General features: G+C 71.7%; 13 protein-coding genes. 8 read left to right on the top strand and 5 right to left on the bottom strand.

The genetic code is table 11. The features are described 5' to 3' along the window. Positions 1 to 105 precede the first annotated feature (105 nt). The 3 genes from GWK61_RS08890 to GWK61_RS08900 all read right to left on the bottom strand — a co-directional run bounded on the left by GWK61_RS08890 (position 106) and on the right by GWK61_RS08900 (position 3,969). Positions 106 to 1,551, bottom strand: coding sequence for an aldehyde dehydrogenase family protein (locus GWK61_RS08890; RefSeq protein ID WP_194906947.1), 1,446 nt, complete (start codon positions 1,549 to 1,551; stop codon positions 106 to 108). Positions 1,552 to 1,727: 176 nt separating this feature from the next. Next, positions 1,728 to 2,447 (bottom strand): VOC family protein, encoded by a 720-nt coding sequence (locus GWK61_RS08895; protein WP_194906948.1) that lies wholly within the window; start codon positions 2,445 to 2,447, stop codon positions 1,728 to 1,730. A 70-nt stretch (positions 2,448 to 2,517) separates the two neighbouring features. Further along, a complete protein-coding gene (locus tag GWK61_RS08900) occupies positions 2,518 to 3,969 on the bottom strand; it encodes a PucR family transcriptional regulator (RefSeq protein WP_194906950.1) in 1,452 nt (483 codons plus the stop codon). A 90-nt stretch (positions 3,970 to 4,059) separates the two neighbouring features. On the opposite strand from GWK61_RS08900, the gene GWK61_RS08905 reads away from it, so the two are divergent. Together GWK61_RS08905 and GWK61_RS08910 are read left to right on the top strand one after the other, a co-directional pair. Further along, a complete protein-coding gene (locus tag GWK61_RS08905) occupies positions 4,060 to 5,442 on the top strand; it encodes a purine-cytosine permease family protein (protein ID WP_228561987.1) in 1,383 nt (460 codons plus the stop codon). A gap of 14 nt (positions 5,443 to 5,456) precedes the next feature. Next, positions 5,457 to 6,587: a phosphotransferase enzyme family protein gene (locus GWK61_RS08910; protein WP_194906952.1), complete on the top strand. Its 1,131-nt coding sequence runs from the start codon at positions 5,457 to 5,459 to the stop codon at positions 6,585 to 6,587. A 12-nt stretch (positions 6,588 to 6,599) separates the two neighbouring features. Here GWK61_RS08910 and GWK61_RS08915 read toward each other — a convergent pair whose 3' ends face one another. Next, the gene (locus GWK61_RS08915; RefSeq protein ID WP_194906954.1) at positions 6,600 to 8,129 is read right to left on the bottom strand and encodes a DHA2 family efflux MFS transporter permease subunit; all 1,530 of its coding nucleotides are present in this window, start codon (positions 8,127 to 8,129) and stop codon (positions 6,600 to 6,602) included. Between the two features lie 273 nt (positions 8,130 to 8,402). Here GWK61_RS08915 and GWK61_RS08920 point away from each other — a divergent pair, with 273 nt between their 5' ends. Further along, positions 8,403 to 9,143 carry a TetR/AcrR family transcriptional regulator gene (locus tag GWK61_RS08920; RefSeq protein WP_194906956.1) on the top strand — a complete coding sequence of 247 codons (741 nt, stop codon included), beginning with the start codon at positions 8,403 to 8,405 and terminating at the stop codon, positions 9,141 to 9,143. Between the two features lie 124 nt (positions 9,144 to 9,267). After that, complete coding sequence (locus GWK61_RS08925; RefSeq protein WP_194906958.1) at positions 9,268 to 10,017, top strand: G1 family glutamic endopeptidase; 750 nt, start codon at positions 9,268 to 9,270, stop codon at positions 10,015 to 10,017. A 93-nt stretch (positions 10,018 to 10,110) separates the two neighbouring features. Here the strand turns inward: GWK61_RS08925 and GWK61_RS08930 are convergent, their stop codons facing one another. Further along, positions 10,111 to 12,105: a DUF2510 domain-containing protein gene (locus GWK61_RS08930; protein ID WP_194906960.1), complete on the bottom strand. Its 1,995-nt coding sequence runs from the start codon at positions 12,103 to 12,105 to the stop codon at positions 10,111 to 10,113. A gap of 217 nt (positions 12,106 to 12,322) precedes the next feature. Between GWK61_RS08930 and gabT the strand changes: the two genes are divergently transcribed. From gabT to GWK61_RS08950, 4 genes are all read left to right on the top strand, one after another. Then, positions 12,323 to 13,654 carry a 4-aminobutyrate--2-oxoglutarate transaminase gene (gene gabT / locus GWK61_RS08935; RefSeq protein ID WP_194906962.1) on the top strand — a complete coding sequence of 444 codons (1,332 nt, stop codon included), beginning with the start codon at positions 12,323 to 12,325 and terminating at the stop codon, positions 13,652 to 13,654. A 208-nt stretch (positions 13,655 to 13,862) separates the two neighbouring features. Beyond that, complete coding sequence (locus tag GWK61_RS08940; RefSeq protein ID WP_194906964.1) at positions 13,863 to 14,387, top strand: hypothetical protein; 525 nt, start codon at positions 13,863 to 13,865, stop codon at positions 14,385 to 14,387. Beyond that, the gene (locus GWK61_RS08945; protein WP_194906966.1) at positions 14,384 to 15,448 is read left to right on the top strand and encodes a class F sortase; all 1,065 of its coding nucleotides are present in this window, start codon (positions 14,384 to 14,386) and stop codon (positions 15,446 to 15,448) included. The genes GWK61_RS08940 and GWK61_RS08945 overlap by 4 nt, the downstream gene beginning before the upstream one ends. Positions 15,449 to 15,649: 201 nt before the next feature. Next, positions 15,650 to 17,167 carry an MFS transporter gene (locus GWK61_RS08950; RefSeq protein ID WP_194906967.1) on the top strand — a complete coding sequence of 506 codons (1,518 nt, stop codon included), beginning with the start codon at positions 15,650 to 15,652 and terminating at the stop codon, positions 17,165 to 17,167. Positions 17,168 to 17,179 lie beyond the last annotated feature (12 nt).

Below are 17,179 nucleotides of genomic sequence, written 5' to 3' on the forward strand. Positions count from 1 at the left end.
GACAAGCGGGACAGCTGAACAGGACATTTGAAAAGGGAAACGCCCCTGACCCGGTGAGGGAGTCGAGTCAGGGGCGAGCGTGTTCTGGTCTGCGGACCGGGGTCGCTACAGGTCGATCCCGGTCAGCACCAGTACGCGCTCATATGTGTAGTCCTCCATGGCGTACTTGACGCCTTCGCGGCCCACGCCGGAGCCCTTCACACCACCGTACGGCATCTGGTCCGCACGGAAACTCGGGGCGTCGCCGATGATGACCCCGCCGACCTCCAGATCGCGGTGCATCCGGAACGCGGTGCGCAGGTCGTTGGTGAACACGCCGGCCTGCAGGCCGAACTGCGAGTCGTTGACCAGGCGCACCGCCTCGTCCGCGCCGCTGAAGGCGTGCAGCACCAGCACCGGGCCGAAGACCTCCTCGGTCACCACCTTGGAGTTCGCCGGGGCGCCGGCCAGGACGGTCGGCTCGTAGCTGGCGCCGTCCCGGCCGCCGCCGGTGAGCAGCGTGGCCCCGGCCCCGACCGCCTCCTCGACCCAGGCCTCGACGCGCTCGGCGGCGGCGGTGCTGATCATCGGGCCGACGTCGGTGGCGCCGTCCGCCGGGTCGCCGGTCTTCTGCGCCTCGACGGCCGCGACCACCTTGTCCACCAGCCGCTCGTAGACCGCGCGGTCGGCGAACACCCGCTGCACCGAGATGCAGGACTGGCCGGCCTGGTAGTTGGAGAACGCGGCGATGCGCTGCGCGGCCCAGTCCAGGTCCTTCTCCGCGGAGTAGTCGGCCATCACCACGGCCGCGGCGTTGCCGCCGAGCTCCAGCGTCACGTGCTTGTGCGGCACCTCGGCCTGGATCATCGCGCCGACCGGGCCGGAGCCGGTGAAGCTGACCACCGGCAGCCGCGGATCGGTGGTGAGCCCGGCCATGCGGTCGTTCGGCACCGGCAGCACCGACCAGGAGCCGGCCGGCAGGTCGGTCTCGGCCAGCAGCTCGCCCAGCAGCAGCGCGCTGAGCGGGGTGGCCGGCGCCGGCTTCAGCAGGATCGGCGCGCCGACCGCGATCGCCGGGGCGACCTTGTGCGCCACCAGGTTCAGCGGGAAGTTGAACGGCGCGATGCCCAGCACCGGCCCGCGCGGGAAGCGGCGGGTGATGGCGGTTCGGCCGACGGCGTTGGGGTCGGTGTCCAGCCGCTGGAGCTCGCCGTTGAAGCGGCGCGCCTCCTCGGCGGCCCAGCGGAAGACCGAGACGGCGCGGCCGACCTCGGCCTTGGCCCACTTCAGCGGCTTGCCGTTCTCGGCGGTGATGAGCGCGGCGATCTCGTCGGCGCGCTCGGCGATGCGCCGGGAGACGTGGTCCAGCGCCGCCGCCCGGCGATAAGCCGGCTGGTCGGCGGTCTCCTTGGCCGCCTCGGCGGCCGCCGCCACCGCCTGCTCGACCTGTTCCTCGGTGGGCACCGAGACGGTCGCCACCAGGCGGCCGTCGTACGGCGAGCGCACCTCGTAGCTGTCGGTCCCCGTGACCTGCTTACCCGCGATCCAGAACGGCGTTGCCTGCTCAGTCATGGCACTCACAGTAGGCGCGGGCGGCCGGTTCCGCCGGTGTACGCGATGGCCAGTCGACGGCGGCGGCTACGCCGTTCGGGCCAGAATGCGGCCGGACCGGCCGCGACCGGCGTTCAAGCAGGTGTGCGGCAGAGCCTCCAGCCCTCACCGCGCTCGTCACCGCGAGCCCCGGCTGGTCACCGCGCGGCCGGCCACAGGCTGAAGTCGTTGCCGTCGGGGTCCAGCATCAGCACCTCGCCGGTGCCCGGTCCGACGCCGACCCACGTGGCGCCGAGCGAGACCAGCCGGTCGGTCTCCGTCTGCTGAGAAATCTCGGCGACGGCGAGGTCGAAGCGCAGCCGGTTCTTGCCGTTCTTCGGCGCGACGGGCGGACCGCCCCAGGTGATCTTCGGACCGCCGCGCGGGGAGCGGATCGCCGTCTCCTGGTCCTGGTCCCAGACCAGCGGCCAGTCCAGCGCCCGGCTCCAGAAGTACCCGACCTCCTGCGAACCGTCGCTCGCCAGCGCGCCGACGAACCCGCACTCGGCGAGGAACTTGTTGCCCGCCGCGATGACGCAGAACTCGTTGCCCTCCGGATCGGCGAGCACCACGTGCGTCGCCTCCGGGCCCTGCCCGACGTCGTGGTGCCGGCCGCCGAGTTCGAGCGCGCGGGCCACGGTCTCCTTCTGGGCCTCGGGAGAAGCGCTGGTCAGATCGAAGTGCATCTGGTTCTGCCGGACCTTCTGCGCCTCCGACGGCAGGAGCCTGATCCGGAAGCCGGTGTCGTCGGCGGGGACGAGGGCGACGCCGTCACCCTGATCCTCCGCTCGCTCCCAGCCAAGAAGGCCGGACCAAAACCGGGCGAGCAAGAGCGGATCGTGCGCGTCTATACACAGCGCGACAAGCTGGGCACCCATCTCTCGACTTAACCACTTCGAGAACTGCGACGCGACTGCATTTCAGCCCTCATGCCCCGTGGCCGGTCGGCTACTGCCCCTCGCGCACCCGCAACGCGAACCACAATTCCATGCGCGCGTCGGCCGAATCCGCGGCTGTCAGGTCCTTGCCCAACAGCTCGCCGGCCCGTGCGATCCGCGCGCGCACGGTGTGCCGATGCACCCCGAGCTCGGCAGCTGCCGAATCCCACTGGCCGTTGTGCGCCAGCCAGGCGCGCAGCGTCGGCACCAGTTCCGAGCGGTCTGCCTCGACCAGCGGCCGCAGCACTCCGGCCGCGAAGTCCCGGACGCTCTGGTCCGCGAACAGCGCCGCGAGTCCCGAGCCGGACTCGGCGAAGTACACGGCGGGCCGGCCGCTCTTGCGCGCCGTCGCCAGCGCCTCGCCGGCTTGCCGGTAACCGCGTCCGAAGTCCGCGTAGCCGACCGCGTCCGAGACGCCGCCGGTGAAGCCCTCGTAGTCGGCGGCGGCGACCAGCACCCGCTCGCCGTCCTCCTCGAGCACGAACACCCGGTCCGACACCGCCTCGTCGCGGACCGAGTCGCGCGCGATCCGCACCGGCTCGGCCGGCAACGGCACCCGCAGCTCCCCGGCGGCCTCGTACGCCGCGTCCACGTACCCGGCCAGCAGCAGCCGCACCACCGCGCGCCGCAGCGTCAGCTCGGCGACGGTGACGTCCTTGGTCGGCTGCTCGACCCCGAGCGTGAGCAGCGTGAGCGCCACGGCCAGGATCTGGCGGCCGGTGATGTCCGGTCCGCTCGTGCGGCCGAGCATCCCGACGCTCAGGAAGCCCATCACGCGCTTGCCGGCCCCGAGCGCGTGCACCTCGACGTGCCCTGATTCGGTGAGTATCGACGAGCTGCTGGGCAGCGTCCCGCCGCGCAGCCGGGCCAGCTCCGGCGCCAGGTCCAGGTCGGGCACCGGGCCCGCGCTGTGCAGCACCGAGCCGTCGGCCCCGGCCAGCACGGCCCACGCGCCGGGTCCGAGGCCGCGCACCAGCGAGCGGACCAGGGAGCGCTGCGGCTCGTGCGCGAGCGCCGACTTCACCAGGTCCTGCTGCGTCCGATACCCCTCGGTGATGGCCCGGTACTCCTCGGCCCCCAGCGCCTTCGACACCGACTTCGCGATCGCGATGAACGGCGTGGCCTTGGGCACCTCCAGCACCGGGAGGCCGTGCGCCGAGGCCGCGACGACGAACCGGTCCGGCACCGAGGCGTTGTTCAGCCCGACGCCGAACCCCAGGCCCGCGACCCCGGCGCGCACCAGCCCCGACAGGAAGGCCTCCAGGTCGAATCCCGGGTCGGCCAGGCGCAGCCCGGTGGTCAGCAGCAGCTCGCCGCCCTCCAGGAACGGCGCCGGGTCGTTCAGCTCCGTGGTGTGCACCCACCGCACCTCGCGCGCGGTGTCCCCGGCCGGTCCCTCGGAGGTGAGCAGTCGCAGGCCCAGAGGTCGGTCGGCGAGCAGGGAGGCGATCGTCGGCGGCACAGCCCCAGCCTACGTCGCCGGCCCGGGCAGCCATCTCCGCTGATCGCCCATCGAACAGCGGTGCGCGCGCCCCGTACCATGGAGCACGCCATGACGACCACCACCACGCCGGCCGAGGCCGCTCCCTCCGCCGAGGCGCCGCTCCACCTCACCACAGAGGCCCCGCGCACCCTCTCCTTCAGCGACCAGTCCGCGTTCTGGGCGAACCTGGGCGTCAGCCTGATCGGGTTCTCCTCGGCCGCGGTCGTGCTGGTCCCCACCGGCTACTCGCCGCTGCCGGTCCCGGCCTCGCTGCTGGCGCTCGCGCTGGGCACCGTGGTCGGCATGGTGATGACCGCGCTGGCCGGCGTGGTCGGCACCCGCACGGGTGCGCCGGCGATGGCGGTGCTGCGCGGCCTGTTCGGCACCAAGCTGTCCTGGCTGCCGAGCCTGGCGAACATCTTCCAGCTGATCGGCTGGGGCGTGTACGAGATCACCGTCATCGTGCAGGGCGTGGACGCCATGCCCCACACCCACGGCATCCCGCGCCCGCTGGTGGTGCTCGCCGCCGGGGCGCTGTGCACGTCGATGGCGATCTGGCCGCTGGCGGTGCTGCGCGTGCTGCGCAAGTACGTGACCGGCGCGGTCGCCGTCGCCATGCTCTACTTCACGGTCCAGCTGCTGCGGAACCCGATCCCGCACCAGAGCGGCACGTCCTGGAGCGGCTTCTTCCCGGCCGTCGACGCCGCGCTCGCGCTGTCGGTGTCCTTCCTGCCGATGGCCGCCGACTACATGCGGCACGCCCGCAGCTCCCGCCAGGCCGGCGGCGCGGCGGTGCTCGGCTACAGCATCACGCAGTTCTGGTGCTACGCGATCGGCATCGTGGCCCTGTTGCAGGCCCCGAACGCCGACGTCTTCCACACCATGCTCGGCGTGACCGCCGGCTGGCTGTTCTTCCTGGTGCTGGTGCTGCGCGAGTCGGACCAGTCCTTCGCGAACGTGTACTCCACCGCGATGTCGGTCCAGAACCTGCTGCCCCGGGTGGACCGGCGGATCCTGGCCGGCGGGGTCGGCGCGCTGGTGACGGTGATCGCGCTGTTCGTCCACGACCTCGGCGGCTTCGCGAACTTCCTCGGGCTGATCGGCTCGGTCTTCGTGCCGCTGGCCGCGGTGGTCGGCGTCGACTACTTCCTGGGCCGCGGCCGCCAGGGCCGCTGGGACCTGTCCGAGCGCTCCCCGGCACGGCCCGCGATGCTGCTGCCGTGGGCCCTGGGCTTCGTGGTCTACCAGGTGCTGAACCCGGGCTCGGTGGACTGGTGGGCGCACGGCTGGATGCACGTCCAGGACTGGGTCCACGTGCACCCGGGCTGGTGGGCCTCGGCCTCGCTGTACTCGTTCGCGGTGGCGGCGCTGGTCACCGGCGCGATCGTGGCGCTGGACCGGCGGCGGACTCCGGGCGTCTCGATCCCGGCCCAGGCCGAGGCCTCTGCGTGAGCGGAGCCGGCGACGTGAGCGACGACGACTTCGTCTTCGGCATGGGGGCGGAATCGATCGTGCGGCGCGACTGGCCGAGTCTGACCACGGAGGAAGTCGAGGCGGTGCTCGGCGAGGAGATCGCCGGGATCGAGTGGCGCAGTCCGCGTCCGCTGTCGACGACCGCGCGCATCCGCATGCCCGACGGTCGGCGGCTGATCGTGAAGCGACTGCCGTCGAGCCTGCGCACTCCCGAGGCACTGGCCGAGGAACACGGCTTCATGGACCACGTCCGCGAGCGCGGCATCCCGGTCCCCGCCGCCTGGACGGCCGGAACCCGCGGCGATTTCGTCTACGAGGCCCAGGAACTCGGCATCGGCGAGGACCTGTATCAGAGCACCTTCTCCTGGTCGCCCTACTCCCCGAGCTCCCACGCCGGTCCCGCCGGAGCGATGCTCGGCCGCCTGCACGTCGCCGCTGAAGGCTATGAAGCCCCGCCCCGACCCTGGCGCCCGCTGAAATCCGGCTTCTCGCTCTTCGGCTCGGCAGACCCGATCACGGCCATCGAACAGATCGCAGCCCGGCGCCCGCACCTCGCCGACTTCCTGGCGGCCCGCGACTGGCGCTCCGACGTCGAACGCCTGCTGCTCCCGTTCCACCGGCGGCTGAACCAAGACCTCGCGCCGCTGTGGACCCACAACGACTGGCACGGCACCAACATGCTCTGGTCCGCCGACCGCGACCGACCGTCCGTCACCGCGGTCCTCGACTTCGGCCTCTCCGACCGCACCACCGCCGTCCACGACCTGGCCATCGCGATCGAACGCTTCGCCGTGGACTGGGTCGGCCTGCGCGACGGCGGTCCTGCCAACGTTCCCCGGCGCGAACTCCAGCAGTTCCTGGGCGCCTACACAGCAGTCCGGCCGCTCAGCGCCGCCGAATCCGCCGCACTCCCGAACCTGTTCCCGCTCTGCCACGCCGAATACGAGCTCTCAGAGATCGACTACTTCCTGTCGGTCGTCCCCGGCGGCAGCGAGAAGAACGCCGAGATCGCTTACCGCGACTGGCTCCTCGGCCACGCGAAATGGGCGCTGTGCCTATTTAAGAGCGGAGCCGAGGAAGGACAGACCTTCCTCGGACTCCTCGGAGGGGACACGCCGGTCTGAAACCGGCCCCTCTCAGTGCCCCTCAGCCTCCTGGGTGTGCTTCGACATCGTGAAGGCGACGGCCCAGGCGACGACCAGGATCGCGGCGCTGATCGCGAACACCAGGGTCGCGGCGGCCGGGACGCTGGTCATCATGGCGCCCGCCTTGTCGAAGAACACCGTGCCCAGCGCGGCGATCCCGAAGGCGCCGGCGAGCTGCTGCATGGCGTTGAGCAGGCCCGAGGCCGAGCCGACCTCGGCGTCGTCCAGGTCGCCCAGGACGGTGCCGAAGATCGGGCCGAAGATCAGGCCCATGCCCATCCCGGAGACCAGCAGCGGGGCGATCAGGGTCCAGCTGGTGGTGGTCGCGCCGTAGGTGTGGACCAGCAGCGCGGAGATCACCGTGCCCAGGGACATGACCAGCATGCCGGCCTGGAGCGTGCGGCGCGGGCCGACCTTGGGCATCAGGGCCTGCGAGGCACCCATGGAGATGATCGTGCCGATCGACCAGGGCAGCATCGTCAGCCCGGCGTGCAGCGCGCTGTAGTGCAGGCCGACCTGCAGGAACAGGGTGTAGACGAAGAACACGCCGCTCATCGCCGCCGCGAAGGAGAACAGCACGGCGATGCCGCTGACGAACGAGCGCTTGCGGAACACGGTCGGCACCACGAACGGGTCGCGGCCCAGGGCGTTGCGGCGGCGCTGGTGCAGCGCCATGACCCCGAAGGTGGGGACGGACGCGGCCATCATGGCGAACATCCACGCCGGCCAGCCGGCCTCGCGGCCCTGGACCAGCGGGTAGACCAGCAGCATGATGCCGGCGGTGGCCAGCAGCATGCCGACGATGTCCAGCTTGGGCTTGGCGCCGTCGGCGGCGTGCTCGTCCTTGGGCAGCACCCTGCTGCCGAAGGCCAGCGCGGCGATCCCGACCGGCACGTTGACCAGGAAGATGGCCCGCCAGCTGAGCCCGAACAGGTCGGCGCCGACCAGCCAGCCGCCCAGGATCGGACCGAGGGTCGCGGCCAGGCCCATCATCGGGCCGAAGATGCCGAAGACGGAGTTCATCTTCTCCGCCGGGACCATGGCCCGCAGCATGCCCAGGCCCTGCGGGATCATCACCGCGGCGAAGGCGCCCTGCAGGATCCGCGCGCCGATCAGCTCGCCAGAGCTCTGCGCCACGGAGCACAGGACCGAGCCGACGAGGAAGCCGCTGATGCCGACCTGGAACATCCGCTTGCGGCCGAAGACGTCGCCGAGCCGGCCGCCGGTGGTCAGCATCACGGCGAAGGCCAGCGTGTAGCCGGCGACTATCCACTGCAGGGCCGAGGTCGAGGCGCCGAGGTCGGTCCGCAGGACCGGGCTGGCGATGTTCATGATCGTGGTGTCGAGCAGGTCCATGATGTCGGCGCCGATGATCGCGAACAGCGCGAGGATCACGGCTTTGCCGAGCTTGGACTTCGCTGGACCCTGGGCATCTTGTGAAATCTGGGCATCCGGTGCGCCGGGAGGCGCGCTGTCGGAGTGGTCGACGGTCTGGTTCGAGGTGTCGATGGTGCTGGTCATGGTGCTCCCCCTCCGGGAGAAATGATGGTTGAACGTAGTTCGTGACGAGCGAACACCGTTCGACGGTGTGCATGCTCACGATATATCTCGTGTTCCGGATGTCAAGCTATATCGCGAACCTCGGACCTGCATCCGGTTCGCTCACGAACGCCGTTCGTAGTTCTACGAACACCGTTCTACACGCGAACTACGTTCGAGTCAAACACTGTTCGAGCTTCCGAACAGCGTTCGTCAGGCGTACAGTGTTCGGAAGAAGGAAGGGAGCCAGATCCGATGGCGAATCCAGCAGCACCGAACGAGACTCCGGAAGCGCCGGTCCCCCCGTGGGAGCGCACGCGCAAGGTCAAAGCGACCGCGCGCACGCCGCTGAGCCAGGAGGCGATCGTCGAGGCGGCGCTGCGCATCCTGGAGTCCGACGGCTACGACGCGCTGTCCATGCGCCGCGTGGCCGCCGATCTGGGTACCGGCGCCGCGTCCCTGTATGCGCACGTCGCCAACAAGGACGAGCTGCTGAAGCTGGCCATCGACCGGGTGTTCGCCGAGGCCGAGATCCCCGAGCCGGACCCGGAGAACTGGGTCGAGCAGCTCCGGGACGCGATGCGCCAGACCCGGCGGATCCTGCAGACCCACCCCGGCCTGGCCCGCGCCATGCTCGGCCGGGTGCCGATGGGACCGAGCGGGATCCGCCTCGTCGAGGGCTTCATGGGCCTGCTGCGGGCCGGCGACCTGCCGGACAAGGTGGCCGCCTGGGCCGGGGACGTGGTCTCGCTGTACGTGGTGGCGAGCGTCTTCGAGGACGACGTCCGGTTCTCCGTCCACGGCGAGTCCTCGCAGGAGGACGTCGAGAAGTGGGCCGGGGAGATGAAGGCCTACATCAAGTCCCTGCCGGCCGCGACGTTCCCGAACATGGTGGCGCTGGCCGATCCGATGTTCGAGACCGGGGGCCCGGACGGACGGTTCGAGTTCGGGCTCGACCTGATGCTGCGCGGTCTGGCCTCGCACGCTCGGAGCTGATCCGGCGTAGCAACAGCGAAAGCGGGCGCGGCCTGGCGAATCAGGCTTTTGTGCTTTTCAGGGCAGACATCTTCAAAAGGGTTACCTAGTCTCCATCTCAGCACACAGAGATTGGAGACACATGATGTCTTCTCCCCGCCGCCGGGCCGCGGCCGCCATAGCGCTCTCCGGAGCGATATCCGCGGCCCTCATCTCCACTCCGGCAGCGTCTGCGGGCATCGTGGACGGCACGGCGCTGTCCGCGCGTCCGGCCACCCCCGATCTGCCCGCCAGCACCTCCGCGAACTGGGCCGGCTACGTCGCCACCGGCGGCGGCTACACCTCCGTCAGCGCCTCCTGGACGCAGCCGGGCGTCTCCTGCCGGTCGCAGACCACGTACGCGTCGTTCTGGATCGGCCTGGACGGCGACGGCAGCAACTCGGTCGAGCAGATCGGCACCGAGGCCGACTGCTCCGGCGGCCGCGCCGCCTACTCCGCGTGGTACGAGATGTATCCGAACGGCCCGGTCGACGTCGCGGGCCCGATCTCCCCCGGCGACGCCGTCCACGCCTCCGTGACCTACAACGGATCCGGCCGCTTCACCCTGGTCATCGGCGACCGGACCAAGGGCTGGTCGCACACCTTCACCCCACACCTCGACAACCCGGCCCTGGCCTCTGCCGAGGTCATCGCCGAGGCCCCGTCCGACGCCTCTGGCGTGCTGCCGCTGTCCAACTTCGGGGCGGTGCGGTTCACCGGCGCGAGTGCCAACGGCGCCGCGCTGGGCGCGTTCCACCCGGACCCGATCACCATGGCCAACGGCGGGACCACGAAGGCCGATCCCGGCCCGCTCTCGGCGGGCGGGGACTTCGCGGTGACGTGGCACGCCGGTTGAGCGGCGGCGGCGACGGCGCCGGTTCCGGTGCCGGGGGCGGCGCCGGCGGCAGCCGTGGCGGCGGCGACCGGTCCGGCCGCCGCCCGCGCAGGTTCAACCGCGCAGGTCGACCAGCACCGGCGGCGTCCGGAAGCCCTCGGCCGTGGCCAGCGACACCAGGGCGTGGCCGGTCGGGATCTCGTTGATGATCTCCGAGGGCGACCAGACGTAGCGCTCCACCGGCCGGGTCGCCACCGAGCGCTGCTGGGTCACCGACGAGCCGCCGGTCAGCGCCAGCAGCTGGCCGGGCCGCCGGGCGTTGCGGCCCATGGACTGCACGCTGCGCCGCCGCTCCGGCGGCCCGGTGATGGTGCCGGAGCGGGTGGTGTTCTCCTGGCCGGTGGTCACCGTGGTCTCGGCGACCCATTGTTTGCCCCAGAAATCGGCGATGTAGGAGGCGTCCTGCGGGTCGATGCCGGCGAAGACCGCCTTGCAGCCGGTGTTGGCGAAGACCGTGGCCCGCAGGTCCTCGGGGAACTCGCGCATCGACTGGGCCAGCAGGATCAGGCCGGCGTTGGCCGCCCGGGCCCGCTGCAGGCCCTGGACCACGTACTCGTCGACGAAGCGGCCGGCGTCGTCGACGATCAGGCCCTTGAAGATCGAGCGGTCGACGTCCGGCGCGGACACGGTCTGCACGAACTGCGAGACCGCCAGCCGCGCCAGGATCCGCGCGGCCTGCGGGTAGGCGCCCTCCGGGAGCGCGATGCGGACCCGGATCGGCTTGTCGATCTGCCGCATCGAGAACTTCTGCTCGCCACGGCCGTCGAACAGCTCGACCAGCGCCGGCCGGTCCAGCAGCCGCAGCCGCTCCACCAGCAGCCGCGGTCCGCCCTCGGTCAGCTCGGCGATCAGCTCCTTGAGCGTCGGATAGCGGCCCTCGCGCTCGCGGAACCAGCTCAGCGCGGCGTCCAGGCCGTTGTGCGCGGCCGCGTCGGCCTCCGGCTCCACGCCCGGCGGCAGCAGCGCGCCGGCCAGCCGGTCCGCGGCCTCGGCCGGGTTGCGCGCGCCGCCGTAGAGGTCGAAGCCCCAGCGCGAGTCCGGGTCCAGCGGGTCGATGTCGACGTCGAAGAAGCCGGGCAGCGCGTAGTCGCCGTGCGGATCGATGACCACCACCGAGGCCATGTTGGTCAGCGTCTGCAGGCCCAGCAGCTCCACGATCGGCCGCGCGAAGCTGCGGGTCTTGCCGCTGCCGGTGGGCCCTATCACCAGCAGCGAGGTGCGCAGGACCTCGGCGTCCAGGGCGAAGGTCTGGCCGGCGTGGGTCGCCGGGTTCTTCGCCGAGGTCGACGCCACGCCCAGGCGCACCTGCCCGGTCATCAGGTCGTGCTCGCCGAGTCGGGCGGGGAGGTCGCGCTGGCCGGAAGGGTGCAGCCAGGCGTGCGGACCGGCGTCCTCGATCTCGGCGGCCACCGCGGCGAGGCGGTCGTCGTCGCCGCGCGCCTGCCGGATCACCCGGACCACGCGGACGTAGTCGACGTCGGTGAGCTCGCCGTGGTCGGCGGCCGAGTCCAGCCGGCTGGCGGCCGCGACGTGCCCGGCCTGGCGCAGGTCCACCCACATGTCGGGCTTGGGCGGCGGCGGGGCCTTGCGCTTCTTGCTCAGGCCGGGCAGGGCGCCCAGGCGGTCGCCGTGCTGCGCCCACAGCACCCGGCCCACCGGCACCCAGCCGCCGGCCCACCCGCAGGCGCCCAGCAGCAGCACCAGGTAGACCAGCCACACCCCGGCGCCCTTCAGGCCGATCGAGGTGAGGATTATCGAGGCGGGCACCGCCAGCACCACGCCGGCCAGCGGCGCGTAGAGCAGGTATCGCAGGGCCCGCTGCCGGGCCTCGCGGCTGACCCGGACGGCGGCGGCCGCCTCGGGGTCGCGGCCGTAGGCGAAGACCCCCGGGACGTCCACCAGCCGCGGGCCGTGGACCCAGGACTGCACGTCGGGCCGGGTGCGCTCGGTCCATTTGGTCCCGGTCCAGTAGCGCACCTGCGGCGCCCCGGAGGGGTCGGCGTACCAGCCGGGCGGCAGCGGGCCGGGGCCCTGGCCTTCAGTCGTCACACGTTCTGTGTATCAGAACTACGACGCGGCGATGGGGAACGGCGCCCGGCCGCTTCCCGCACACCTCCCGGACGCTTCCAGCGCAGCGTTCCCACTCGCCAATTCGGCTCAACTTCGCTTCCGGACCCGCCACCGCGTCCTGTGCCGGGCCGTCACGGCGCGCTTAGGCTGCGAGGGAACCGCGCGACCAACCGCCCACCCAGGAGGCACAGGGACAATGAACGAGCTCAAGCAGGAACGGCGTCTCGTCACCGAGATCCCCGGCCCGAAGTCCCGCGAGCTGTTCGAGCGCCGCAACAAGGTGGTCGCGCGCGGCATCTCCACGACGCTGCCGGTGTTCGTCACGGACGCCGACGGCGCGGTGCTGCTGGACGCAGACGGCAACCAGCTGCTGGACTTCGGTTCCGGCATCGCGGTGACCTCGGTCGGGCACGCGGACACCAACGTCGTGCGGCGGGCCTCCGAGCAGCTGGCGAAGTTCACCCACACCTGCTTCATGGTGACGCCGTACGAGTCCTACGTCGCGGTCTGCGAGGCGCTGGCCGAGCTCACCCCCGGCGACTTCGAGAAGCGCTCGGCGCTGTTCAACTCCGGCGCGGAGGCGGTGGAGAACGCGGTCAAGATCGCCCGCGCCTACACCAAGCGCCAGGCGGTCGTGGTCTTCGACCACGGCTACCACGGCCGCACCAACCTGACGATGGCGCTGACCGCGAAGGTCGCCCCGTACAAGGACGGCTTCGGCCCGTTCGCCCCCGAGGTCTACCGCGTCCCCATGGCCTACCCGTACCGCTGGCCCACCGGCCCGGACAACGCCGCGGCCGAGGCCCTGGAGCAGACCAAGACCCTGATCGAGAAGCAGGTCGGCGCGCACAACGTGGCCGCCGTCCTGATCGAGCCGATCCAGGGCGAGGGCGGCTTCATCGTGCCCCCGGACGGCTTCCTGCCGGGCCTGGCCGACTGGTGCCGGGAGAAGGGCATCGTCTTCATCGCCGACGAGATCCAGTCCGGCTTCTGCCGCACCGGCGACTGGTTCGCCGTCGACCACGAGGGCGTCGTCCCGGACTTGATCACCACCGCCAAGGGCATCGCCGGCGGCCTGCCGCTGGCCGCGGTCACCGGCCGCGCCGAGATCATGGACGCCGCCGGCCCCGGGGGCCTGGGCGGCACCTACGGCGGCAACCCGGTGGCCTGCGAGGGCGCGCTCGGCGCCCTCCAGACCATGAAGGAGCAGGACCTGCCGGCCCGGGCCCGCAAGATCGAGGCGCAGATGCTCGGGCGCCTGACCAAGCTGGCCGCCGCCGACCCCCGCGTCGGCGACGTCCGCGGCCGCGGCGCGATGATCGCCGTCGAGCTGGTGAAGCCGGGCACGAAGGAGCCGGACGCCGCGCTGGCGGCCGCGGTCGCGAAGAAGTGCCACACCGAGGGCGTCGTGATCCTGACCTGCGGCACCTTCGGGAACGTGCTGCGCTTCCTGCCCTCGCTGGTGATGAGCGAGGCGCTGCTGGACGAGGGCCTGACGGTGATCGAGGGGGCTTTCGCCGCGGTCTGAGATTGTTTGTAGGAACACAGCGCGGCGTCACCACGGCGGGTACGGAGTCCTCCCGTACCGGCCGCCTCCTTTTGGGCCCTCTCTTCCGCACCCCTCCTCCGGACCACCCAGCGCGCGCGGCGCAATACGCGGCGTTAGCGTCGCGATGTACCGCTGCTCGGGTGGGTTGTCGGGGTGACGTGAGCGGGAGAGAGACGGAGGCCGGCCGGTGAGGGTTCTGGGTGTTCTGATGGCGGCGGCGAGCGCACTGCTGGTGGCGGCCACTATGGCGACGGGTGCGGGGGCTTCGGCCCGGGCCGAGGACAAACCCGCCAACCCGACGGTCCAGCCCAACCCGGCCTCCCCCGGCACCCAGGTCTGGGTCTACGACGCCAACGAGTGCACAGCCCCCAGCGGCACCGCGACCTCCCAGGCCCTCGCGGCCCCCATCGCCCTGGCGCCCCTGGCCCACATGACCGGCGGAGGCGGCACACTCCGCCAAGGCCTGGCCGCCGGCACGTACACGATCACCCTCCACTGCGGCAGCACCCTGACGGCCACCCTCCACGTCGACACCCACGGCACCACGCACGCCGCAGCCACCCCCACCGGCGCCGCCGCGACCGGCGACGGCTCCGCCGAAGACCACCTCGGCATAGGCGACGCAGCGGTGGGCAGCGCCTTCCTCCTGGGCGGCCTCGGCTTCGCCACCGCCTCCTTCATCCGCCGCCGCCGCGCCACCCCGCGCGGATGAGCGAACCCACGATGGTCGGCATCCCGATCGGCGGCGCCGTCACCGACCAGCAGCACAGGCCCACCCCGGACGCCGCGCGGGATGCGGCTCGCCCGACATCGCGCGATCCCCACACGATCGAGCAGCCCGCGCGTGAGGCGAGCGACGTACCGCGAGCCACCGACCCGCTCGCAGGCACCGAGCTGCCCGGCGATTCCTTACCGAGCCCTGCGCAGGCATCCGAGGCCGGGCTGGCGTCCCCTGCCGGCGCATCGCTGGCGAAGCTCCCGGCGTCAGGCCCGATCTTCCACGCGATCGGCGAGCCCGGCCAGGCCACGGTTCCGAGCGCCGCCCTCGTGGCGCCCGGTTCCCACGTCGAGGTCGGCATCCAAGGCAGGGCGCGGGCATCCGCCGAGGCACCGGCGCAGGCGGACGGTGCGGGGAGCGAGGTCCGGCATGCGGGGCGGGCGCTGGCCTTCGCATCGGTGGTGGCCGTGCTCATCGGCTCCGGGTTCCTCATCCGTGCACTGACTCTCACCGATCCGGTGCCGCCGCCGCTGCCTCCGGCGTGGGCGGGGCACGCGGTGGGTCCGGTGGGGCATCGGGCCGCGCCGCTGGGGTACGCGCGGCCGACGCGGGTCACGGTCGGGCGAGTGGGCATTCATGCCGATGTACTCGCCGTCGGGTTGGCACAGAACGGCGAGGTAGGGGTGCCGCCGACCCGCGAGCCGTTGAAGGCCGCCTGGTACGACCGGGGGCCGGCGCCCGGGCAGGCAGGGCCCGCGGTGATCACCGGGCACGTGGATTCGCGGTTCGCACCAGGCAATCGGGCTGCCTTCTACGAGCTGGGAGCAGTACGCCCTGGCGACGATGTCGAGGTGGCGCGTACCGATCGGCGGGTCGCGGTGTTCCGGGTGGACTCGGTCGCGCTGGTACCGAAGACCGGTTTTCCGACGCGCGAGGTCTACGGCTCCACCGGGTACGCGGCACTGCGCCTGATCACCTGCGGCGGCCACTACGACCGGCGGACCGGATACGCGGACAACGTCATCGTCTACGCGCACCTCGTCGGGACTCGCTGAGCGATCCTGTCCGCCGAACCCGCCGAACCCGCCGACCCTCGCCACGCCACACTCACCACCTGCCCCGCGTACTGCGCGGCAAGCCGAGGCGGCAGCGCATCCCGCGCCCGGGCGCGGCGCCCCATCGCGCCTCGACATGCGGCACCGGCGGCCCCGGCATAGCGTCGATTCCATCGATCTGTCGCCCAGGAAGGGACCGACATGGCATCGCCGTCGGAGAGCGCGACGACCCCGTCCAAGGCTGCCGAGCAGGCCGTCGAGGAATCCGAGTACGGCTCACGCGTGGCCCACGAGTGGATGATCCTCGGGGTGGTGAGCCTCGCGCAGCTGATGGTGGTGCTGGACGCGACCGTGGTGACCATCGCGCTCCCGTCCGCGCAGCGCGACCTGGGGTTCACCAACGCCTCGCGGCAGTGGATCGTCACCGCGTACGCGCTCGCGTTCGGCTCGCTGCTGCTGGTCGGAGGGCGGTTCGCGGACCTGTTCGGGCGGCGGACCGCGCTGATCGGCGGGCTGGTCGGGTTCGGGGTGGCCTCGGCGCTGGCCGGGATCGCGCCCAATGTGGGCATCCTCATCGGCGGCCGGGCGCTGCAGGGCCTGTTCGGCGCGCTGCTCGCGCCAGCCGCGCTTAGTGCCCTGACCACGACTTTCACCCGGCCGGCTGAGCGGAACCGGGCCTTCGCCGTGTACGGGGCGGTCGCCGGCGCCGGCGGTGCGATCGGGCTGTTGCTCGGCGGGCTGCTCACCGAGTACCTGAACTGGCGCTGGACGCTGTTCATCAACCTGGTCATCGCGGGGATCGCGCTGCTCGGGGCGCTGGCGTACGTGCCCAACCACCGGCCCGCGGGCCGCCCGTCGCTGGACCTGCCCGGCACCGCCTACGCCTGTTCCGGGTTGTTCCTGCTGGTCTTCGGCTTCTCGCGGGCCGAGGCGAAGGGCTGGAGCTCGCCGCAGTCCTGGGTCAGCCTGGTCGTCGGCTGCGTCCTGCTCGTGGTCTTCGTGCGGTGGCAGCGCCGCGCGACGCATCCGCTGCTGCCGCTGCGGGTCGTCGGCGAGCGCAACCGCGGCTCCTCGTACCTCGGCATGTTCATCACCGGCGCCGGGATATTCGGGGTCTTCCTGTTCCTGACGTACTACATGCAGCAGATCCTCGGCTATTCGCCGGTCAAGACCGGCCTGGCCTTCCTGCCGATGGTCGCCGCGCTCATGGTGTCCGCGCAGATCGCCACGATCACGCTGCTGCCGAGGGTGGGCCCGCGGCCGGTGGTGCCGCTGGGCATGCTGTTCGGCGGAGTGGGCATGCTGTGGCTGACCCGGCTGGACCTGACCAGCAGCTACGCCCCGCACATCCTGCCGCCGCTGCTGATCCTCGGCTTCGGCATGGGCCTGATCTTCGCCCCGGCGATGGCCATGGCCACCTACGGCGTGCGCGCCGACGACGCCGGCGTCGCCTCCGCGATGGTCAACACCTGCCAGCAGGTGGGCGGCTCCATCGGCGTCGCGCTGCTGTCCACCCTGGCGGCGAGCGCGGCGACGAACTACGCCAAGGGCAAAACGGCCTCGGCGCAGGTCACCGCACAGGCCAACCTGCACAGCTACGCCACCGCCTACCGCTGGTCCGCCGCGTTCTTCTTCGTCGGCATGATCGTGTGCTTCTTCCTCTACCGATGGGGCGCGCCGAAGGGCGATCCAGAGCTGCAGAGCAGCGTGCCAATGTAGGAACATCTCAGG

Source organism: Catenulispora rubra (assembly GCF_015356825.1).
GTDB lineage: Bacteria > Actinomycetota > Actinomycetes > Streptomycetales > Catenulisporaceae > Catenulispora > Catenulispora rubra.